Source organism: Helicobacter pylori (assembly GCF_021062735.1).
GTDB classification, from domain to species: Bacteria; Campylobacterota; Campylobacteria; order Campylobacterales; family Helicobacteraceae; genus Helicobacter; species Helicobacter pylori_DN.
This window is the reverse complement of record NZ_JAHXLB010000010.1, coordinates 1-22,070: the sequence shown is the minus strand read 5'-3', so window position 1 is coordinate 22,070 and position 22,070 is coordinate 1. Positions and strand designations below refer to the sequence as shown.

Here is a 22,070-nt window from a genome sequence, read left to right as displayed (position 1 = left end):
CCTTCTAAAAGTCTACATTTCGTATAATAATAACATAATAATCTATAAAAAACCTAAATTCTTAAGAAAAACACCCCTAAAACTTAAAATTTTAAATTTTCTAGGGGGTTTTAGCGGTTTGACTCGGTGATTTTTTCTGTTTTTGGGGGATTTTGGGATAGGTTGGGATAAAAAGCGTTTGTTTTCACGCCCTCTTATACCCTTTTTATTGACTCTTTTTTTTGTTGGTTATTCACTCAAACCTCTTCATGCTGATCTTTTCTATCAAATCCACGCTTTTTTCAGAGAGTTTGATGACCCTACAAAGGAGTTCAAAAACATATTTGCCGCCGGCGTAATCGTTCGGGTTGTTTTTTTTTATCCTTTTTCATTTTAACCACATCATAATAGCCTCCCACTTCGGCGTTCATCAGTGTGGTGTATTTAACGCTTGTGTGCATTTCCCCGCTCTCATAGTTCAAATGCAACTCTCCTAATTCCTTGCCAAGAGTAGAGAGTTCTTTAAAATCCTCGCTCAAAGCGATGCGCGGCGCTTCTTTGGCGAGGGAATTTTTGTATTTTTCCAAATAGCCTTTATGGTGGAAAATCGCATAAATGTAATAAAAAATCTCTTCTTCAGTAATAGCATTATCTTTATAATGCCTCCTAAAGAGGTTGAGCGCATAGCCGCTGATAGCGTTATAGCGGTTCCCCAAATCGTCGTAATAATACAAGGGGTAAGCTTGATTGGGCGAGATCAAATTATAATCAGAAATACAATCGCTTACAAGAGTGCTAAAATCCTTGCCATTACCCACACCGGTATTGATCACCACATTCTGAGTGCTTTTATCCGGGAAAATTTTTGGCAATTGATATTGGCTTTCATTTAAATTTTTATCAAAATAAAGCCATTGTTTATTAAAAGGGCGATACAACGCCAACCGCGCGCTCTCCTTTCTGCTTTCTTGCAGATTTTTATTTTTGATAAATTCTTGTTTCAAGCTACAAGTCCAAGCGATTTTCGTTTTATCGGTGGTGATTTCTTTATCATTAAGTTGTTTATAAAGATCGCCTGATTTGACGCCTTGAGTGCGTTGTTTGAAGGCTTCCCTAAAAACCGCATTGAAGCGCTTCAAATCAGCGTTATAAGTCTCAATGCATTTTTGCACATTTTGCATTAAAGCTTCTGGAGAAAAGTTATACACCCAAGGATCACGCTCGCTTTTCACGCCGCTAGAATTGATGTCAAAAATGCTAGGGTTTTGGAGATTTTTGTCTCTTTTTAAAGGGATGAGCTTTTCAAAGCCGTCGTTCCTTTGGTTGATCCAATCGCCTTTATTATTCGGGGTGATTTCCTTAAAAGGCACCGAATCTAAATTTTCAAAATTGGCGAGCAAGTTGAGTTTGGCTTCTCTTTTCAAATAATCTTCCACTTCATAGTAATGGATTGTATTGTTGTTTACGCTCTTATCTTTCACAAAAAAGATAATCGATACCGTCGCCCTCGATCCGCTATCAAAGATTTTCCCTCCCTCTTTTTTTGACACTTCCCCTGAAGTCCGCTGATTGCCCCTCAAATTCAGCGCATAAAGATGCGCAAAATCTTTCGCCACGCTTTTTCTGAATCCGTCTGTGCTTTTAGAGTCAATAAAACTCCCATTCACCACAAAGCCTAGCACCCCCCTATCTTTAAGAAGTTCGCTTGCCATGTAGATGCTTTGAATGAGCGTGTCTCGTGTGGTTGCCCCCACTTTGGCGGTGGAATTTTTGCCGTATTTTTCATAAACCCTTTTTTCAAGCTTAGGGTGTGAAAGGTTTTGGTTGTTATCGTTTTCGCTTTTAGCGCCGGCTGAATAAGGCGGGTTGCCGATGATGACTCTGATATTTTGGCCGGCCAGAGTGTCTTTGATGTCTTTGTTTTCTTCCAAATCCTTAAAGAGATCGAACACCCCCTTATCGTTTTTTTCTTCATAAATATCTAGGCTGTCCGTGAGCGCGATATTTTTGAAATTTTTTAACGAGCTGTCCCTATTTTGCGCGGCTTGAGTGATATTGATTAAAGCGATATAATAAGATAAAAGCACGATGTCAAAAGCGAACAAATTTTTTTGAAATTTCTCTTTTAAGGCTTCATCGCTAATGAGCGCGTTTTCTTTAGAAAGCAAACGAGCGATAAAACTCCCGGTGCCGGTGAATGGGTCAAAAATCGTGATGTTTTGATCGTTAAAATCCGTATTGAAATGCTTTTTCAAAATGCCGTTAGTGGCTCTTAAAATGAAATCCACCACTTCTATGGGCGTATAAACGATCCCTAGTTTTTCGCTTTGCTTTTTAAAGGCTACTTTAAAGAAAGTGTTGTAGAGGTTTTTAATGAGTTCTTGCTGGCTTTTTTGGCTTTTAGCGTGCATTGCTTCGGTTTTCACGCTTTCATAGAGGTTTTTAAGATCTTTAGTTTCCCCTTCTAAGCCTAGAGTGGAGAGTTTTTGAACCATTTTATCCAAGGCTTTTGCGATAGGGTTTTTGATATTGTCCCCAAAAATCGCATCAAAAATGGGCTTAGTGATGATATGAGAGGTGATCATATCCAAGGCTTCATCTTCTTTGATGTTTTGATGGATATTGCCTCTTAAGGAATCCAAAAAGCCGTGGAAAATTTCAGGGTTTTTGTCAAAAATCATTTTTAGGCGGTTGTTCAAGGTCCTTGCGATGTTGCCCGTTTTTTTGGTGAAATTTTCCCAATAATTCCTGTCCCCCTAATTTAGTGGGCATGACATTATACACAGCGTCCGCTAGATCTTGCAATAAGATAGCGTCAAAAAGGGTTTTTTCATCGTTTTGCTTTTTGTTATCATCGCTCCCAAAGATTTTGATTTTTTCTTTAAAAGTGGCTTCATCAACCAGGCTTGGGTCATGGCTTCTTAAGGCTTTTATCACTTTCCAAATGTTTTTGAAATTGGTGTTATTGACGGCTTCATCTAGGTTTTGGATTTCACTCTCTTCTAAAGCGATAGGCAAAATGATATAGCCTCTTTTCTTGCGTTTGGCTTTGCGCATCACCCTACCCACCGCTTGGATAATATCCACCATCGCGCTTTTGCCATCAAAAAAGACAATGCTATCAAGCGCTGGGACATCCACCCCTTCGCTCAAACACCTAGCGTTGCTTAAAACCTTGCAAGTGTTGGGCTTGAATTGGTTCAAGTTTTCTAATTTTTCAAGCCTATCCTTACAATTCATGGTGCCATCAATGTGATCGATGCTGATTTTTAGGTTTTTAAAACTCTTTTTCTTCAGCTCTTCATCATAGCATTCCATGATCGTTTCAAAGGATTCTTTAATGTTCTTGCTCGTGTTAATGCTTTTACAAAAGTTTATGGCTCTTTGAGAAGGAGCGGTGTCGTATTGGTTTTGCAAGTTGTGATCTTCTTTGTTTTCCTCATCTAAAACGATTAGATCCTGCTTGGCTAACCCTTTATGAGTGCCGATAATCTTACAAACAAATTCGTTATTGATGAGCTTTTTATCTAATTTAGTGCCTTCGGCTTCAAGCCGACTGATCTTTTTATTCACGCTGTTAGTAACGCCGCTTAAATTTTCTTTTCGCACCGCTAAAATGATGACTTTGTAGTCTGTTAAGAGATCCAAAGCGATCGCTTTTGAAAAATTGAGCGTATAGATTTCTTCGCCAAAAATCTCTTCATCGTCCATAGAATAGATAACATTATCGCTTTCTTTGGCTTTAGCTTTAGAGCTTTCGCTATAAACTTTAGGCGTGGCGGTCATATAAAAGCGTTTTTTAGCCTTGATATTTCCATCGCTATGGCAAAGCGTGAAAGCGTTTTTATCGTCCCTTTCATTACTAGAATACATAGCCCCTACCGTTCTGTGGGCTTCATCGCAAATGACAAGATCAATTTCGCCTAATCCCGCTTCTTGTGCTTCTTTAATACGCAACGCGCTTTGATAAGTTGAAAAAATAATGAAGCGCTTGTTTTCTTTTTGCGCTTTTTTGTGAACGCTTAAAATGTCTTCAAGGCGGGTGGAGGGCTTTAAAGGAAGCTCAGAAAAATTGATGTCATCTGTGTCATCATCGCTTTTATTTTTCTTACCTTTCCCGACTTTATCATCGCTGCACACGATAGAAGCGTAAAAAGGCTCGCTCTTTTCTTGCGCGTATTCTCTAAAAGTTTGAGAAAGCAAGGCGATGCTTGGCGCTAAAAAAAGCGTGATCTTAGGGTCTAAAGCTTCCATGATTTTTAAAGAAGTGTAGGTTTTGCCGGTCCCGCATGCCATAATGAGCTTGCCTCTAGCGTTTTTAGGGTCAGAAAAATACTCTTTAGTGGCGTTTATGGCTTCTATTTGGTGGGAGCGCGGCTTTTTCTTATCGCATAAGGGGAGTTCGCTTTGCGTTTGCATAGGATCAAACTTTTCCCAATCAATCTGAGAATAGATAAAATCCTCTTCAGTGATTTCATCAATATCAATACCCATTCCTGTGCTTCTGATTTGTTCAATTTCTTCAAGAGCGGTTGAGGTTAATTTAGAAGTGGAGATGATGATCCCTTTTTTAAACCTAACCTCGCCTACCCCAGCTTGTAATTGACTTAAAAAAGTTGAAATGTCGTTATATGAGATGCTGTCTTGATGGAATTTGCATTGCACGGCGATGTATTCTTTTGAAGTCGTTGTGATCACCATATCAATCCCCCTATCGCCCTCATTCCCCCTTAATTTAAAATCGCTCCAAAGATCAATAGACTCGTATTCGTTAGCGCTGTCATGCTCTATTAAAAAACGCTTAGAAAGCTTTTCAAACAAGCTCCCTTTATGGCGAAGGTTAGGTATGGCTTGCAGTTTTTCTTTGATGAGTTTATAGGCGCTGATTTCTTGCATTTTTCATTCCTTGATAGTGGTGTTAAAGCTCTGTATTATATAAAAAGATGTTGGAAAGTGGGGTTAAAAAGGCTTTTTATTCAGCGCTTTTTAAGGCTTTAGCGATGAGTTCTAAAGGGTGTGAAAATGGCGGGGTGTTAGGGTTGTCTAAAGACTTTAGAGCGTTGTTTAATTGCATATGGCATGCCCCACATTCTGCGCTCAAAATTCTAGCTTTGGTGTCTATGATTTCTTTAGCCCTAAGAAGCCCCACTTTTAAAGAAAACTCCGCCTTTTCGGTTTGCATCGTAATCCCCCCAAAACCGCAACAATTGTCCGGCATTTCTTTAATTTCATAATGCGTATTGAGCAAATTGCGCACTTCTTTATGAGCGTTTAGGGTTTTTTTAGCATGGCAAGGGTTATGATAGGTGATAGCCTCTTTTTTTCCCTTAGGGATTTTTTCTAAAAGACTTTTTAAGGAGGTGTGTTTCTCTAAAAACACGCTCGCCAGATAGATTTTGGGCGTGATTTTTTCCAAGCGCTTCACATACAAATCCTTATCTTTTTCGCCTAAAAACACCTTGTAATAATCATTGATGAGCATGCTAGCGCATGTGGCTTCAGGCACAATGATCGCATCCACTTTATCTAAATAGCTTTCAAACCATTCTATGTTTTTTTTCACTAAAAAAAGCGTGGTGTCTTTATCGCCGGTAAAATACGCAGGCGCTGAGCAGCATTCTTGCTTAGGGATGATCGCTTGAATGTTGAGTTTTTCTAAAATATACAACAAGCTTTCCCCCACTTGCTGGTAATGGTAATTGCTCAAGCACCCTATAAAGATCGCCACTTTTTGAATGGGTTTTTCTAAAGGCTTAACCTCTGCATGCTTTTGTAAAAAACTTTTTTGATTTAAGGGAGGCAACGCACTTTTTTTAAAGCGTTTGAACAAGCCTTTAAACACCACTCTAGGCTCTAAGCTATCCCCCACTTGCTTGAAGATACAAGGGGCTAAAAAATGCGCAGTTGAAAACACCCTATCCATTTTTTTGCGGTTTTTTAAAAGGGAAAAATAGGATTTTTTATACCAAGCGATGCCGTATTTTTGAGCGATTTTTTCTCTGGCTTTTTCTATTAAGGTGTCTATGGGCAAATGAAAAGGGCAAATTTCCACACAAGCGGTGCATAAAAAACAAGTTTCTAAAAGGTGTTTTAAATTCGTGTCTAATTGGAGCTTGTTTTGAGCGTTTAGGCGCATCAAATCTAAAAAGCCCCTAGGCGAAGTCGCCTCATCTTTATGAATGCGGTATATCGTGCAGCCTGGCACGCATTTAGCACATTTAACGCAAGCGTCCCCTACTTCTTCAAAGATATTTTCATTAATATTTTCATTCATAGCGTTTTACTGAAATGTTTTTCGCCCCCACGCAAATACGCGTCAAACTCCATAGCCATGTTTCTTACGAGCATGCCCCCTGTCCTTGTCATCTCAAAGCCTTTAGAATTGAAAGAAAGCAAGCCCGCTTCTTCATAAGGCTTTAATTTTTCTAATTCTTTTTTAAAATGCGCTTTAAAATCAACAGAAAATTTTTCTTCAATCTTAGAGTAATCCAATTTTAAATTACTCATCATCTGCATGATCACTTCTTTTCTTAAAACATCTTCTTGACTGAGCGCTACACCTCTTTCTACCGGTAAATGCCCCAAATCAAGGGCTTTTTCATAGTGGTGCAAGTCTTTATAATTTTGCGTGTAATAATCGCCCCCTTCGCCGATGCTTGTAACGCCAATGCCAATGGTTTGAGTGAATTTTTTCGTGGTATAGCCTTGAAAATTACGGCGCAATTCTGCTTTTTGAAGGGCTAGATACAATTCATTATCGCTTTTAGCGAAATGATCCATGCCTATCATTTGGTAGTTGGCTTTTTCTAAAAAACTGATAAGAGCTTCTAAAATCTCTAGCTTGTCTCTAGGGCTTGGCAATAAGGTTTCATCAATTTTACGCATCGTTTTTTTCACCCAAGGCACATGCGCGTAATTGAACACCGCTAATCGGTCCGGATCTAATTTCAAAACCCATTCCAAAGTTTTTAAAAAACTCTCTTTAGTCTGGTTGGGTAAGCCATAAATCAAATCAAAATTAATGGATTTGATGCCGTAATCTCTGGCGAGCTTCACGGATTCTTGAACCATTTCAAAAGGCTGGATCCTATGAATGGCTTTTTGAACCTCAAAATCAAAATCCTGCACCCCAAAACTCAAGCGGTTAAACCCCCTATCAAACAAGGTTTGCATGTGTTCTTTAGTGAAATGCCTAGGATCAATCTCGCAACTCATCTCAATATCTTGACTGAAATTAGGGAAAACTTCTTGAATGCTTTGGGTGATTTCATCTAATTGAGTGGGCGAAAAAAAGGTCGGCGTGCCGCCTCCATAGTGGAATTGCGCCACTTCTCTGTTGGTATCCATCGCATTTTTTAAAAGGGCGAGTTCTTTTTTAAGGTAGCTGATATAGCGGGTTTTTTTCTCTTCTAAGCTCGTGTAAATGACTGAACAAGCGCAAAAATAGCACGCGCTCCTGCAAAAGGGCAAATGCGTATAAAGCGATAAGGGCATGGGGTTTTTGAGATGGTCATGGTTAAAAAACGCCGTTTTCAAGCTCTCTTCATTAAAATCTTCTTTAAATTCCACCGCCGTTGGGTAGCTGGTGTATCGTGGGCCGGGCTTTGAATATTGTGAAAATTTTTCAAAATCAATGGTTTGCATTAAAAATTTTCCTCATCGCTATTGTCAAAATTTTCAAAATTATTTTCATTAAAAGGGGGTTGTTTGAACATGGTATCAAAATTAAAAAATAAATTAGGGTGTTCTTTTTTGATTTGTTTGACAAAGTTTAAGGTGTTGATATTGGGCAAATTCCCGTCTTTTTGGCGTAAATTTTCTAATAGTTGCAAGGAAACTTCGCGCACGTCTTCAAAATCAATCGGCGCTTGGGTGATAATATCCCTTTCTAATTCCGCCCTAAGCCTGGCTTCAAAAGCCTTTCTGGCGTTTTCTGCCAAAAGAGAAATCACATTATCTGGCACTAAAACATAATTTTTATCTTCTTCATCAGAAATAAAGTAAGCTTCATTTTTTTTAAACGCCCCTTTTTCTAACTCTAAAAGCATTTCACTAGCACTGATTTTTTTGAGAAAGGCTCTGTTTTTTTGGGTTGTTAAGCTATGGATAAGTTTTTGTGATTTGGTTTTAGAAACTCGTTTTTTAGGTAATTTTTCCACTTTATATCCTTTTTAAGCTGATTGTATCCAATTTCGTTTAATTCTCATTATAAATCGTTTTTAAATACTCTATTTTTGAAGTCAAATTGAGTAATACCATATCAGCTAACACCAATGAAAGCAAACTCTCACACACCACACTCCCTCTAATCGCAATGCAAGGATCATGCCTGCCCTTTAACAAGCATTCGCATTCGTTATTATTAATGTCTATGGTTTGTTGAGGTTGGAAAATGCTTGGCGTGGGTTTAAAATGCACTCTTATAATAATTTCTTCCCCATTGCTCATGCCCCCTAAAACCCCACCGCTACGATTGCTCAAAAACCCCTTTTGATCCATTAAATCATTATACTCTGAGCCTTTTAGTAAAGAGCTTTCTACCCCCTTGCCTATTTCAACCGCTTTCACCCCGTTAAGCCCCATCATCGCTTCAGCGATTTTAGCGTCTAATTTAGCGTATAGCCCTTGACCTAAGCCAATGGGGAGCTTTTGATTGGTTTTTACACTCCTTGCTCTAATCAAAGCCACGCCCCCTATGCTATCGTGGTTTTTGGTAGCGTTTTGAATGGCTGTTTTTTGCGCTTCTTCTTGCTCTTCATCTAGGGCAAAAATCTCGCTTTTTAAGGCGTGATTGAAATCATAATTTTTGGCTTTAATACCCCCTATTTCCATAATCCCGCTTTCACAAACAATACCGATTTCTCTTAAAAGCATTTTAGCAAACGCCCCAGCAGCCACTCTTATAGCGCTCTCTCTAGCCGAACTCCTCCCCCCACCCCTAAAATCTCTGATGCCGTATTTATGAAAATAAGTGAAATCCGCATGGCTAGGCCTAAAAAGGTTTTTAATATTATCGTAATCCTTACTCCTAGCCCTTTGGTTGTGGATTAAAAACCCTATGGGCGTCCCTGTGCTAAAATCTTCAAAAACCCCGCTTGTTATTTCCACTTTATCGTCTTCTTTTCGTGGCGTGGTGAAAACATTCCTCCCCCCTTGGCGGCGCTTCATTTCATTTTCTAATAATTCATAGTCTATTTTAATCCCGCTAGGCATGCCGTCTAATACCCCCCCTATCACATCCCCATGCGATTCCCCAAAGGTCGTTAGCCTTAAAAAACGCCCTAAAGTGTTCATTTTGCTTCCTTCAGTTTTTGAAGCGCATAATAAGCGCATTGCTGTTCGGCTTCTTTTTTGCTTTTGCCTTTAGCGGTCGCATACATTTTATCTTGAATGTATAGAGCCATTTCAAATTCTTTATGGTGATCGGGGCCTTTTTCTTTGAGCAATTGGTAAGTGGGGATCACGCAAAATTGCGCTTGGGTTAATTCCTGCAAAGCGGTTTTATAGTCCATAAACAAATGCTCCAAATCCAAACGCTTGTAAGCGCGATTGAGTAAATTTTGCATGATTTTGCGCACCTTAGCTAACCCCCCTTCTAAATACACCCCAGCCATTAAAGCCTCAAAAGCGCTTGATAGAATAGAGGGTTTTTCTCTCCCCTTAGAAATTTCTTCAGAAGAAGAAACGCGCAAATAATCTTGTAAAGCAATCGCTTTCGCTAATTTAGTAAAACCATGCGCGCTCACAATAGAAGCCCTTAATTTAGAGAGTTTGCCCTCATCGTATTGATAGAATTTATGGTATAGCAACTCCCCTATCACCAAACCCAACACCGCATCGCCTAAAAATTCCAAGCGTTCATTGTTTAAAGCGAGCTTGCATGATTTATGCGTTAAAGCTTGCTCCAATAAACGCTTGTCTTTAAAAGAATACCCCAAAGCTTTTTCTAACATCGTATAAGAGCTATTAGGCGTTATGTAAGGGCTATTTTGAGAGCGTTTGTTTTTCATCATTTTTCCCTTTAAATGGTCGTTTTGATCCGTTTTTGCGCCTCTAATTTAGCGAGGCTATCGCATCGTTCATTCTCGGCATGCCCATTATGCCCCTTGATCCACACCGCCACAATCAAATGCCCTTTAGAGACTTTTAAAAATTCTTTCCATAGATCCACATTTTTAACTTTAGAAAAATTCTTTTTTTGCCAGTTAGCTAGCCACATATTGATTGCTTGGCACACGTATTGCGAATCGCTATAAAGCGTGATACGGCATGGGCGTTTCAAAACTTTTAACGCCTCATTGAGCGCTCTTAATTCCATGCGGTTATTCGTGGTGAATTCTTCGCCCCCACTGATGGTTTTTTCTTTATCTTTATAGCGTAAAATCGCCGCATACCCACCTGGACCGGGATTGCCTAAAGAAGAGCCATCGCAAAAAATTTCAATTTCTTGCATTCAATCCACTCCCATAACATGCGTTTTTCTGGAAATTTTAAGCACCATATCCATAAACGCTAACTGGTAACACACAGGACACCTATGGCTTTCAAAAGGAAAGATTTGTTTGCAATGCTTGCAGCGGTATTCAAAAGTCAGACTCGCTTTTATAGGGCTATTCAATAGAGCGCGTAAAACCTCTAATTCAAAAACTTGGCAAGGTTTGTTATCCAAAAGCAGCCCTTGAGATCGCGCAATGTCTTGCAAAAGGGCGTGTTTTTCTAAAATAAAAGCAGGGATATTCATATCCCATAAAAGATCGATCACATTTTCTAGCCGTTCGGTTGTATCAATCTCTTGCCAAAAAAGATTTTCATCATAAGATTTTAAATAATTCAAAGCGATTTTTTTCAAATCTGGCGAATTTTTTGCCACATGCAACATTTTACTCGCATCTTCTTTGTTCTCTATTAAATGCATGAGATAAAGGTAATTTTTAATCGTTTCAATTTCAACCACTTCTAATTCTTCCAAACATTCCAAAGTCTCTAAAGCCTTTGAATAGTCTTTTTCTAATTCATACGCATGCAAAAGTTTCAACAACGCTCCCACATTCCTTGGGGAAAAGCGCAAAATTTCTTTCACGGTGTCCTTTGTTTTTTGCAAATACCCCACACTAAAATAATTTTTGGCTAATAAATCTAAAACAGCGATTTTTTCTTCATCTTTTAAGGAGCGATTCAAAAGCCCTTTTAAGATTTCAATACTCATTTGCACATCCGCTTTAGAATACGCTCTGGCTAAAAACATCAAACTGGAAATTTTAGCATGCTTTAAAAGCTCGTCTAAATTCTCACTGCCCGCATAAGCGTTTTGATTTTGGGCGAATTTTTGTAAAAATTTTTTGTTTTTCTTTTGGGTGAAATACGCCCTAGCCTGTTCTAACAGAATCACAAGAGCGATAATGAAAGTGAATAAAGCGATAGAAAATAAAGAATCTTTATAGAGAAAATTGAAGTGTTGCACAATCTAAAAATCACTCTCTAATCATCACAATCCTAGACTTAACGCGCAACTTTTCAAAATGCTCTTCTAAAATCTTATCTTTGGATTCTTCCACTAATTTTTGGGCGATAAATTGCTTGGCTTGACTGAAACTCACTTCGTTTTTACCCTTTTTTTCCTTGATATAAAAGGTGATAAACTGCCCCCCACCTCCATTCATAACGGGCGTAAAAGTGCCTTGCTCATGCGAGATAAAGACTTGAGCGATTTGAGGGTTTAGGGTTTTCATCTCTATTTTTTCATTAGCCTTACTCACCCCTGGAATTTCCAAATTAGGGTCTGCCATAGCCCTTTCTAAATCCTCTTGGTTGGTGGAAGTGTAGCGAACGGTTTCTATTTCAGTGGGGATACTGAATTGCTCCTTGTGCTTGTTGTAATATTCGCGCATTTTAGTTTCAGAGCTGGTATCCACATTCGTGAGCAAGATATTACGCAACAATTCTTGCATTTCTAAATGCTCCTTAAGCTGATCTCTATAGAGTTTATAATGCCCCTCAGCCATAAGCATTTGTTTGAAATGATCCAAATCCATGCCTTGCTGTTGCGCCATCATCGCCATTTCTTGGTCTAACTTGTCATCATCTACATGGATTTTTAAGCGCTCAATTTCTTGGTTTTTAATGCGCTCCGCAATCAAACGATCCCTGGCTTGAGCTTTGCTCACTTTAGATTTTTTTTGCTCTTCTTGGATTTGATACAGCGTGATAGGCGAGCCATTAACAAGCAATGAAATGCCCCCTACGACCTTATCTTCAAGGGTGTTGTTGGTAGCGTTATTAGGATTACCAAAAATAGAATTGAATTGAGAGCTAGGGCTTGTCCCCTTATTTTTTTCAAGAGTTTGAGAGGTTGTCTCTTTTTCTTCAAGTTTTGGCGCGTTATTTTGAACGCCTTGATTTTGCGTGCCTTGATTTTGAACCCCTTTAGCGCCCTCTTTGATTTTAGAAGGCGTTATTTTTTGAGTGGGATTTTTGGCATCCCCATGATGGACTTCTGCTCTGGGCTTTCTTTTGGCTTTTATTTCTTTCTTTTCTGCGGGGTTTTTCTTTTCTTCTTTTTTATTTTTCAAATCCTTATTCTTTATCTCTTGGCGGATTTTTTTATCCAAAGAAGACTCTTGCTTCCTCCCTTCTAAGGCTTCCACTTTAGATTCCGGCTCTGCATAAACGATCCCAATAAACAACAAAGCCTTCAAAACATAAGAAAAAATTTTCCTCATCAACCCAATTTCTCTTTCAAAATAGCATTCACCACGCTAGGATTAGCGCCTTTTAGATTTTTCATCGCTTGCCCTACAAAAAACCCAAAAAGCTTGTCCTTACCGCTTTTGTATTCAAGCACCTTATCAGCGTTGTTTTTAAGCACCTCTTCTACCACTTTAACAATCGATTCCGTGTCATTGACTTGAGACAATCCCATTTGTTCAATGAGCGCATCCACATCGCCCCCTCGCTCTTCTAAAAGCTTGTCTAACACGTCTTTAGCGCTCTTACCTGAAATCTTGCCCTCATCAATGCGTTTGGCTAAAGTGCCTAGCGCATGAGCGCTAACTCCGCAATTTTCTAAAGTGGTTTCGGCTTTCAAGCGCCCTAATAATTCCACGCAAAGCCATGTTACGCTCGTTTTAGCCTTAACCCCAAGATTAAGCATGCTTTCAAAATACTCCGCCAATAAAGGATCGCTCACCAATAAATTCGCATCGTCTTCTTTGAGGTTAAAATCTTTCATGTAGCGGGTTTTTTTTGCACTAGGCAATTCATTGATCTTTTGAGCTTCTTTTAAAAGTTTCTCATCAATAAAAACAGGATACAAATCCGGATCTTTAAAATAGCGGTAATCCGCTGACTCTTCTTTATTGCGCATAGAAAGGGTGATCCCTTTGGCGGTGTCAAAAAGGCGCGTTTCTTGAACCACCTCTTCATTATAGCGCCCGTTCTCCCACGCCGCGCTTTGGCGCTCTATCTCGTATTCAATCGCTTTAGCGATGAATCTAAAGCTATTTAGGTTTTTAATCTCCACCCTCGTGTAAAGCTTTTCATCGCCTTTGGGTCTAATGGACACATTCGCATCGCACCTGAAATTCCCCTCTTGCATGTTCGCATCAGAAATCCCTATAAAACGCACGATAGCATGGAGCTTTTTCAAATACGCTATGGCTTCTTCACTATTTTTCATGTCCGGCTTGCTGACAATTTCTAATAAAGGGGTGCAAGCGCGGTTCAAATCCACTAAAGAATAGCTACCTTCATGGATATTTTTACCGGCGTCTTCTTCCATGTGGGCCCTTTCAATATGCACGATTTTTGCGCCCTCTTTGGTGTCAATCTCTAACTTCCCATCGCTCACAATGGGGACTTCAAACTGCGAAATTTGATAAGCCTTAGGCAAATCAGGGTAAAAATAATTTTTCCTCGCAAAAATGGAATACTGGTTGATATGAGCTTCAAGGGCTGTGCCTAATTGGATGGCTTTTTTGACCACTTCTTTATTCAATACCGGCAAAGCTCCCGGTAAACCCAAACACACAGGGCAGGTGTTAGAATTGGGGGTTTCTCCAAAGCTTGTAGAACAAGAGCAAAAGATTTTGGTTTTGGTGTTGAGTTGGACATGGACTTCTAGCCCGATTACAGCTTCAAATGGCATTATTTGTCCTTACTCTTTTTATTGCTCACAATGGCAAAAGTCAAATCATTGATTTCAGTGTGCGCTTTAATGAAATCATTGATTTCTTTCAAACTCATTTTTTGGATTTGATTGAGTAGCGTTTGGTTGAAATTTAAAGGCAAACCCAAATAAAAATAATTGTAAGTGGTGTTCAAGCGGCTAGAGATCGTTTCATTCCTTAAAGGCTCAGAGCCTAGTAAAAACTTTTTAGCGTCGTCTAATTCTTGTTGCGTCATGCCTTTTTCTATAAATTCTTTGACTATTTTTTTAACTAAGGCCACGCTTTTAGCTTGAGTGCTGAGCTTGGTTTGCAAATACCCGCTCGCAAAATGTGCCACTTTAGAAAAATTAGAACGGATATACACGCTATAAGCCAAGCCCTCTTGAACCCTGATTTTTTCCATCAAACGAGAGCCAAACCCCCCACCAAGCACAAACATCATGACTTTAGATTTCGCTAAATCCTGTTTTAAATCCTTGATTTTAAAGGGCGCGCCAAAATACACGAAAGCCTGTTCAGTGTCTTTATAGAGGACTTTTTCGCTTTTTTTATCGCTCGTTTCAAAATAAGGCTCTTCATACGCTTTACCTTGCGGCAAGAAATTAAGAGCGTTATTCAAACGCTTAAGGGTTTGATCGATTTTCAAATCGCCCCCAAGCACCACCACGAGTTTATTGAGTTCAAAGACCTTAGCAAATTGCTGTTTCAAATCGTCTAGCTTGATTTTTTGAATGCTCTCTTTAGTGCCTAAGGCTGCGTTAGCTAAAGGGGTGTTAGCAAAAAGCTCTTGCTTTAAAGTCAATTTAGCCAAATAATCAAAATCGCTTTCTTTTTGTAAAAGTTGGGCTAACATTTGGGTTTTGACTTTTTCTAAAGCGTTTTGAGTGAAATTAGGGGATTTTAAAAGCTCTTTTAAGCACGTAATGGCTTCATCTTCGTATTCTTTTAAAAATTCTAAAGTGATTTGCAAATCTTCTGTGCTGGTATCCACATTCAAACTGATCGCTTTTTGCTCTAACGCTTGCGCAAATCCCACCGCACCAAGCTCTTTAGTGCCTTCGTTTAAAACTTGCGCGAATAATTTCGCCAAACCCAACTGGTTTTTATCGCTTAAGCTCCCACCCCCTCTAAAAGCTAAATGGATAAACCCCATAGGCAACAAATGGTTTTCTTCATAAATCACAGGGACTTTAGCTTGATTGATTTCTTGGTGTGTCAAAGCGCTCGCTTGTAACCCCATAAAAACTCCTAATAATAAAGTGATTAAAATTTTTTTCATGCTGTTTATACCTTTGCTTTAGCCGGATAACGCTTTAAGATTTCATAAGCGGTGTTTCGTTTAGCCGCCACGCTCCCAATGTCTTCAATAAGCTCTATCATTCCCGCTTCATTCATGCAAAAACTCGTTCCGGCCGCTTTCACTACATTTTCTTCCATCATCACACTCCCTAAATCATTCGCTCCAAACAATAAGGCTAACTGCCCTATCATAGAGCCTTGAGTAACCCATGAGCTTTGTATGTTTTGAATGTTATCTAAAAAAATCCTACTGCATGCCAAATAGCGTAAATACCGATTGGAACTCGCTTTTTTAATACTTGGGATTTCTTCTTTTAAAGGGGTGTTGTCGGGCTGAAAACTCCATAAAATAAAAGCCCTAAAGCCGCCGGTTTCATCTTGCAAATCGCGCACTCTTTGTAGATGCTCCACCACATCTTCTTCATTATCCACGCTCCCAAACATCATGGTAGCCGTGCTTTTAATCCCACAAAGGTGTGCCATTCTATGCACTTCAATCCACCGATCACTGCTCAATTTTTTAGGAGCAATGACATCGCGCACCCTATCGCTTAGTATTTCTGCTCCCGCTCCTGGAATGGAGCTTAACCCAGCGTTTTTCAACCTTTCTAAAACTTCTTTTAAAGACAATTTAGAGATTTTAGAAATGTAATCAATTTCAACCGCGCTAAAACCATGAATGGTAATAGTAGGGAATTTTTGAGCGATATGGCTGACTAGATTCTCATAATAATCAATCTTTAGCTGCGGGTGCACCCCCCCTTGAAAAAGGATCTGCGTGCCGCCAATAGCGAGCAATTCTTCAATCTTTTGATCAATTTCTTCATAGCTCAACACATAGGCGTCTTTTTCTTTTAAGGTGCGTTTGAACGCGCAAAACTTGCAATCCACAAAACAAATATTGGTGTAATTGATATTCCTATCCACAATAAAAGTCGTCAAGTTTTCAGGGTGCAAGCGTTGCTTCACTCTCAAAGCCTTTTGCCCCAATTCTTTCAAGGGCGCGTTTTTCATTAAATCCAAAATTTCTTCTCTGTTGATGCGCATTTTAAAACCTTGTTCCCATAGAAAATTCAAAATGTTGCGTGTAATCGTCCATGTTAGGGTTAAAGCATAGCCCTTTACATTTCTTGCCATTGCCATCGCCCCATTGGTTGAAAAACGCTATAGGGAAAATCAACACCAAAGGCCCCATGGGCGAAATCCATTCAATCTGCAAGCCTGTAGAAGCCCTCCAAGTCGCTCTTTCAAACCCAGCCCCTATAACGCCATAATCTTTAAAATTCGCTGTCGTGAAGGGAGCGTTATAGAAGAAACTCCCCCTAGTTGGGGTTTTAAAGGTTAGGAAACCAAAGTCAAAAAACCACGCTAAGCGCATTTTAGCCGCTTTTAACACCCCATAGCTCAATTCAGTAGAAGCGGTAAAAATCCCATCGCCTCCAAGCCACAAGCCAAACTCATCTTTAGGCGTAACCGATCCGTTCCTAAAGCCTCTCACCGTGGTTACGCCCCCCATGTAGAAGGTGGAGTTTAAGGGCAAGTAATCATCGGTGTTATACCTAAAGATATAGCCCCCTTGCGTTTTAAAGCGAGCGATCAAATCTATCAATAAATATTTTTGCAAATGGTGGTAAGCGGCGAATTTACCATAGACTTTAGTGTTACGGACATTCCCGCCTAACCCGTTCCACGAATTGAGCGTGCCAGAGCTTGGCAAACCAGACATTGTCGCATAGGAACTAAAGATAACCCCATTTCTAGGGAAGTAATAATCATCGGTGTTGTCATAGCTCACATCAAGAGTGAAAGAGCTAGTGATAGGCGTGTGGTAATCCCTATCCCAAATACCTTTTATTTCTGGTGAAGTGGTGATCGCTCCAGGGCTAGAACAGCTTTCAGGTTGTAAGGGGGTTTTACCGCCTGATAAGCGGTTGATAATCACTGATGCGGGGGTAGAACATTGCCTTGGAGAAACCACTTCATTAACAGAGGAATAGTAGCGGTTGTATAAAGGGCTGCTGAAACCAAGGAGCTTGGTAACATTCAAGTTATACCCTAAGCTCACATGGGTTCTGTTACCCAGCATGCGCCCGACATTCACCCCAAAGCCTCCGCCTTGTTGGATGTATTGGTAGCTTATCCTGTAATCCGCATAAAGATTGATCGTAGAGCTATACCAGCTGTCAAAAATCCTTGGATTAGTCAAGCTCAAATTCCCAGCAAACATACGCCCCGCTCCTTTTGGCATGCCAGGATAAGATCTGCCCCCCCCTGTAGCGATGTTAGCATACAAGCTCATGCTTTGGCCTGTGCCAAAAAGGTTTCTTTCGCTCACGCTCCCATTAAGCATAAGCCCTCCATAAGAGCCATAGCCTAACCCAAATTGCAACTGCCCAGTGCGCCCCTCTTCTACGCTCACTAACAAATCCATCAGTGAGCTATTCACCCTTTTTTCTTCAATTTTGACTTTAGAGAAAAACCCTAAACGCCTTAAAGAATTTTCGGAATTTCTCAGTTTGGTCAAGTTGTATTTATCCTTAGGCCCTAACAATAACTCCCTTCTGATGATCCTATCGCTCGTGCGCTGGTTCCCTGAAATGATGACATCATTGATATACACCATATCGCCCACTTCAATACGATAAATGACTTTCACAAGCCCGTTTTTTTCATCTTTATCCAAGTCTGGCTTCACCACCGCAAACGCATAACCCTTATCGGCAATTTCGGTTTTTAAAATTTGTGCATCCGCTCTTAAATGCTCAATATTAAAGACATCTTTTCTTTTAACTTTAAGCGCTTTTTCTAAGGTTTTTAAGGGGACTACCGGGTTGTCAATCTCTATTAAAATGTCTGAAATCCTGTATTGGATCCCTTCTTTGACTTTATAATGAAGCTTAGCGTCATGGGTAGAAAAATCCGTTTTCAAAAAAGGCGAAGAAATATGAGCGTCTAAGTAACCCCTACGCATATACACATCTTGGATACGCAAAGAATCGTATTCTAATTGATCTAAACGCAATTTCCCATCATTCAAGCCCCACATCCAACCCATGAAATCTCGTTGCTTGTTTGCACTCAAAGATTCAATCATGCGGCGTTTTAATTTCGCGCTTCCCTCATAAATGGATTGTTTGATATAAATACTATCCCCCCTATTCACATCAAACACGATTAATAACGCACCCTCACTGACCTTTTGGGTGCGCACCTCCACCACGCTCCCATAATAGCCCTGCCCCTCTAAAGCGGTTTTTAAAGCCGTTTTAGCATGCTCTAATTTTTGCTCATCAAAGGTGTCGCCCTTTTTGATCCCCATTTGGGATTTTAAGCCGTCTTTTTCCTTTTCAGTCCCATAACCCTTGATTTCTACCCCGGCAATTCTGGCTTTTTCATCAAAATGAAACTCTAATATGCCGCCTTCAAAAGTGGCATAAACATCTTTAAAATACCCTTGATTGAACAAAGCCAAAACAGCGGTGTCTATTTTTTTAGAATCCACAATATCGCCCACACGAATTTTTACAATCTCATTAGCGAGCATGTCAGACATGTAAGAAAGCCCGATATAAGAAACGGACTTGACTTTCATTTCTTTAGGCGTTTGACTTGATTGAGAGGTTTCGTTTTGAGCTTCATTTCTTTGAGTCTCATTTTTTTGAGATTCTTGAGAGGCTTCTTTTGGTGGAGTCAAACCGTTTGGTTTAGAGCCGTCATTTTCTAAAGCTTCAACGCTGGTATTGATACATGCGAAAACAAGAGAAGATAGAATTAATTTTTTAATACTGATTTCCTTAATAGATTTTAGCTTGAGTGTTGTTAGTAGCGTTATTATAACTAATCATTCTTAAAAACGCTAAAGATTATTAAAATTTTTGTATAAAATTATACAAACTATCCCTTTCTACCGCAACAAAACCAGCGTCCTTGATTTTAAATATCAAATCTTCTTTTTCCAAACCATGCCGGCTCTTCGCGCCTGCTGCACTTTGAATGCTCTCTATCTCTATCGTGCCGTCTAAATCGTTAGCACCAAATTCTTGAGCCACTAAAGCTAAATTCAAGCCCAAAGTCGCCCAATAAGCTTTAATGTGGGGGACATTGTTTAAAAGAATACGAGATATGGCGATGGTTTTTAAGATTTCTATCGCGCTAGGGGATTTTTCCACTTTCAAATAATTGTTTTCTTTTTGATACAATAAAGGGATAAAAGCGTTAAAGCCCCCTTCTTTATTTTCTACTTTATCTTTAGGGCTTTGGATTTTTTTGATTCTTAGCATGTGATCGATGCGATGGATTTTATTTTCAATATGCCCAAAAAGCATGGTAGCGTTACTCATTTTGCCTAATTTGTGCCAATAAGCATGGATTTCTAACCACCGAGAAGATCCCACCTTACCATTACAGATTTTACGCCTGATCTCTTCATCAAAAATCTCCGCTCCCCCACCAGGCATGGAATCCACCCCGGCTTTGAGCATGTCTTCTAGCACCAATTCAAAAGGTTTGTTGAATTTGGCGCTTAAAAAATGCACTTCTGCAGCGGTCATGGCCTTTAAATGCAAATTAGGCATTTCTTGCTTGATGGTTTCAAACACCTTTAAATACCATTCATAAGAGTAATTAGGGTTATGGGCGCTCACTATATGGACTTCTTTAATCCCCTTATTGTAGGAGTTTTTAACCTTTTCTAGGATTTCTTCTAAGCTCATTTCATAAGGGTTAGGGTTTTTTCTGTGGGCTGAAAAAGCGCAAAATTTACAAGCGTCCGCGCAAATATTGCTAGGGTTTAAATGCCTATTGACATTAAAATACACGATTTTTTGGTGCATGTTCTGGCGCATGCGATCCGCTACTTCCCCTAGCGTGTATAAATCATAATCATAAAGCCTCACTAATTCTTGACTTTCAGTAACTTGATTGTCTAATACTTTTTCTAAAAAGTCCATGGTTGAATTGCCCTTTCGTTTTAAAAACAAACATTGTAGCATTTTTAGATTTAAGAATGCTTTTTATACATTATATAATAATACCCCCTTTTTAACCTCCTAATTGGTGCCAACCCCTTTTTTCACCTAATTCTCATTAAAAGGATTTTTATGATAAAATCTAAGCTCTGTCAAGCCATTAGCTGGTGTTCTCTCTCATTTTTGTAAGTTTTTAAAAATTTTCATACTCTTGTTTACTTTTTCATTATCATTTATGATATAATTATGGGACAACTTAAACCAACACAAAGGAGATACTATGTTATCAAAAGACATCATTAAGTTGCTAAACGAACAAGTGAATAAGGAAATGAACTCTTCCAACTTGTATATGAGCATGAGTTCTTGGTGCTATACCCATAGCTTAGATGGCGCGGGGCTTTTCTTGTTTGATCATGCGGCTGAAGAATACGAGCATGCCAAAAAGCTTATCATCTTCTTGAATGAAAACAATGTGCCTGTGCAATTGACCAGCATCAGCGCCCCTGAGCATAAGTTTGAAGGTTTGACTCAAATTTTCCAAAAAGCCTATGAACATGAGCAACACATCAGCGAGTCTATTAATAATATCGTCGATCACGCCATAAAAGGCAAAGATCATGCGACTTTCAATTTCTTGCAATGGTATGTGTCTGAACAGCATGAAGAAGAAGTGCTTTTCAAGGATATTTTGGATAAAATTGAGTTGATTGGTAATGAAAACCATGGCTTGTATTTGGCTGATCAGTATGTCAAAGGGATCGCTAAAAGCAGGAAATCTTAATTTTAGGGTCATTGAGTGCAAAAACTAGCCGTTTTTGATTTTGACTCCACGCTAGTCAATGCTGAGACGATTGAGTCTTTAGCGAGGGCGTGGGGGGTGTTTGATGAAGTGGAAAAGATCACTTTGAAAGCTATGAATGGCGAGACAGATTTTCATAAAAGTCTTATTTTAAGGGTGTCTAAACTCAAAAACATGCCCTTAAAACTAGCCAAAGAAGTTTGTGAAAATCTGCCTTTATTTGATGGGGTGCTTGAGCTTATTAGTGCCTTAAAAGAGAAAAATTACAAGGTGGTTTGCTTCAGCGGGGGCTTTGATCTAGCGACGAATTATTATAGGGATTTATTAAATTTAGATGCGGCTTTCAGTAACACGCTGATAGTGGAAAATAACGCCTTAAACGGCTTGGTTACCGGGCATATGATGTTTTCACACTCTAAAGGCGAAATGCTCCTTTCCTTACAACGCTTATTAAATATCAGTCAAACGAACACTTTAGTCGTGGGCGATGGAGCGAATGACTTGAGCATGTTCAAACATGCCCATATTAAAATCGCTTTCAACGCTAAAGAGGTTTTAAAACAGCACGCCACGCATTGCATCAATGAGCCTGATTTAGCCCTAATCAAGCCTTTGATTTAAAAAAATTTTTTTGTAAAATACTCCTTTAAATCATAAGGATAACCATGTTCCAACCCCTATTAGACGCTTATGTAGAAAGCGCTTCCATTGAAAAAATGGCCTCTAAATCTCCCCCCCCCCTAAAAATCGCTGTGGCGAATTGGTGGGGAGATAAAGAAATTAAAGAATTTAAAAAGAGCGTTCTTTATTTTATCTTAAGCCAACGCTACGCAATCACCCTCCACCAAAACCCCAACA

General features: G+C 39.4%; 15 protein-coding genes and 2 pseudogenes. 3 read left to right on the top strand and 14 right to left on the bottom strand.

The window, feature by feature from the left end:
• Positions 1-232: 232 nt before the first annotated feature.
• The 14 genes and pseudogenes from KX581_RS05555 to mqnE all read right to left on the bottom strand — a co-directional run bounded on the left by KX581_RS05555 (position 233) and on the right by mqnE (position 20,392).
• Positions 233-4,875, bottom strand: a pseudogene (locus tag KX581_RS05555) (type ISP restriction/modification enzyme).
• 76 nt (positions 4,876-4,951) lie between these two features.
• Positions 4,952-6,253 (bottom strand): (Fe-S)-binding protein, encoded by a 1,302-nt coding sequence (locus tag KX581_RS05550; protein ID WP_231175802.1) that lies wholly within the window; start codon positions 6,251-6,253, stop codon positions 4,952-4,954.
• The gene (hemN, locus tag KX581_RS05545; protein WP_231175801.1) at positions 6,250-7,623 is read right to left on the bottom strand and encodes an oxygen-independent coproporphyrinogen III oxidase; all 1,374 of its coding nucleotides are present in this window, start codon (positions 7,621-7,623) and stop codon (positions 6,250-6,252) included. The genes KX581_RS05550 and hemN overlap by 4 nt, the downstream gene beginning before the upstream one ends.
• The gene (locus tag KX581_RS05540) at positions 7,623-8,138 is read right to left on the bottom strand and encodes a DUF2603 domain-containing protein (protein ID WP_231175800.1); all 516 of its coding nucleotides are present in this window, start codon (positions 8,136-8,138) and stop codon (positions 7,623-7,625) included. The genes hemN and KX581_RS05540 overlap by 1 nt, the downstream gene beginning before the upstream one ends.
• 37 nt (positions 8,139-8,175) lie before the next feature.
• On the bottom strand, positions 8,176-9,273 hold the full coding sequence (gene aroC, locus KX581_RS05535; protein ID WP_231175799.1) for a chorismate synthase: 1,098 nt from the start codon (positions 9,271-9,273) through the stop codon (positions 8,176-8,178).
• On the bottom strand, positions 9,270-9,989 hold the full coding sequence (gene rnc / locus KX581_RS05530) for a ribonuclease III (protein WP_231175798.1): 720 nt from the start codon (positions 9,987-9,989) through the stop codon (positions 9,270-9,272). Before rnc ends, aroC begins: the two co-directional genes overlap by 4 nt.
• 11 nt (positions 9,990-10,000) lie before the next feature.
• Positions 10,001-10,432, bottom strand: a complete 432-nt coding sequence (gene rnhA / locus KX581_RS05525) for a ribonuclease HI (RefSeq protein ID WP_231175797.1) — start codon at positions 10,430-10,432, stop codon at positions 10,001-10,003.
• The gene (locus KX581_RS05520; protein WP_231175796.1) at positions 10,433-11,440 is read right to left on the bottom strand and encodes a hypothetical protein; all 1,008 of its coding nucleotides are present in this window, start codon (positions 11,438-11,440) and stop codon (positions 10,433-10,435) included.
• A 10-nt stretch (positions 11,441-11,450) separates the two neighbouring features.
• Positions 11,451-12,698 (bottom strand): SurA N-terminal domain-containing protein, encoded by a 1,248-nt coding sequence (locus tag KX581_RS05515; protein ID WP_120873123.1) that lies wholly within the window; start codon positions 12,696-12,698, stop codon positions 11,451-11,453.
• Positions 12,698-14,122: an Asp-tRNA(Asn)/Glu-tRNA(Gln) amidotransferase subunit GatB gene (gatB, locus tag KX581_RS05510; protein WP_231175795.1), complete on the bottom strand. Its 1,425-nt coding sequence runs from the start codon at positions 14,120-14,122 to the stop codon at positions 12,698-12,700. Before gatB ends, KX581_RS05515 begins: the two co-directional genes overlap by 1 nt.
• Entirely contained in the window at positions 14,122-15,423 is a 1,302-nt protein-coding gene (locus KX581_RS05505) for a M16 family metallopeptidase (protein WP_231175794.1), read from the bottom strand. The genes gatB and KX581_RS05505 overlap by 1 nt, the downstream gene beginning before the upstream one ends.
• Before the next feature lie 5 nt (positions 15,424-15,428).
• Positions 15,429-16,490 carry a dehypoxanthine futalosine cyclase gene (locus tag KX581_RS05500; RefSeq protein WP_162970564.1) on the bottom strand — a complete coding sequence of 354 codons (1,062 nt, stop codon included), beginning with the start codon at positions 16,488-16,490 and terminating at the stop codon, positions 15,429-15,431.
• 1 nt (position 16,491) lies between these two features.
• A complete protein-coding gene (bamA, locus tag KX581_RS05495; RefSeq protein WP_231175828.1) occupies positions 16,492-19,227 on the bottom strand; it encodes an outer membrane protein assembly factor BamA in 2,736 nt (911 codons plus the stop codon).
• 82 nt (positions 19,228-19,309) lie between these two features.
• The gene (gene mqnE / locus KX581_RS05490) at positions 19,310-20,392 is read right to left on the bottom strand and encodes an aminofutalosine synthase MqnE (RefSeq protein WP_231175793.1); all 1,083 of its coding nucleotides are present in this window, start codon (positions 20,390-20,392) and stop codon (positions 19,310-19,312) included.
• A 298-nt stretch (positions 20,393-20,690) separates the two neighbouring features.
• On the opposite strand from mqnE, the gene KX581_RS05485 reads away from it, so the two are divergent.
• From KX581_RS05485 to KX581_RS05475, 3 genes and pseudogenes are all read left to right on the top strand, one after another.
• The gene (locus KX581_RS05485) at positions 20,691-21,194 is read left to right on the top strand and encodes a ferritin (protein WP_000949189.1); all 504 of its coding nucleotides are present in this window, start codon (positions 20,691-20,693) and stop codon (positions 21,192-21,194) included.
• A 15-nt stretch (positions 21,195-21,209) separates the two neighbouring features.
• Positions 21,210-21,833: a phosphoserine phosphatase SerB gene (serB, locus tag KX581_RS05480; RefSeq protein ID WP_120873119.1), complete on the top strand. Its 624-nt coding sequence runs from the start codon at positions 21,210-21,212 to the stop codon at positions 21,831-21,833.
• A gap of 44 nt (positions 21,834-21,877) precedes the next feature.
• Positions 21,878-22,070 (top strand): annotated as a pseudogene (locus tag KX581_RS05475) (glycosyltransferase family 10 domain-containing protein); the annotation flags it as partial.

Coding starts and splice junctions, on each gene's coding strand:
- KX581_RS05550 (WP_231175802.1), bottom strand. CDS start 6,253: ATGAATGAAAATATTAATGAAAATATCTTTGAAGAAGTAGGGGACGCT.
- hemN (WP_231175801.1), bottom strand. CDS start 7,623: ATGCAAACCATTGATTTTGAAAAATTTTCACAATATTCAAAGCCCGGC.
- aroC (WP_231175799.1), bottom strand. CDS start 9,273: ATGAACACTTTAGGGCGTTTTTTAAGGCTAACGACCTTTGGGGAATCG.
- rnc (WP_231175798.1), bottom strand. CDS start 9,989: ATGAAAAACAAACGCTCTCAAAATAGCCCTTACATAACGCCTAATAGC.
- rnhA (WP_231175797.1), bottom strand. CDS start 10,432: ATGCAAGAAATTGAAATTTTTTGCGATGGCTCTTCTTTAGGCAATCCC.
- KX581_RS05515 (WP_120873123.1), bottom strand. CDS start 12,698: ATGAGGAAAATTTTTTCTTATGTTTTGAAGGCTTTGTTGTTTATTGGG.
- gatB (WP_231175795.1), bottom strand. CDS start 14,122: ATGCCATTTGAAGCTGTAATCGGGCTAGAAGTCCATGTCCAACTCAAC.
- KX581_RS05505 (WP_231175794.1), bottom strand. CDS start 15,423: ATGAAAAAAATTTTAATCACTTTATTATTAGGAGTTTTTATGGGGTTA.
- KX581_RS05500 (WP_162970564.1), bottom strand. CDS start 16,490: ATGCGCATCAACAGAGAAGAAATTTTGGATTTAATGAAAAACGCGCCC.
- mqnE (WP_231175793.1), bottom strand. CDS start 20,392: ATGGACTTTTTAGAAAAAGTATTAGACAATCAAGTTACTGAAAGTCAA.
- KX581_RS05485 (WP_000949189.1), top strand. CDS start 20,691: ATGTTATCAAAAGACATCATTAAGTTGCTAAACGAACAAGTGAATAAG.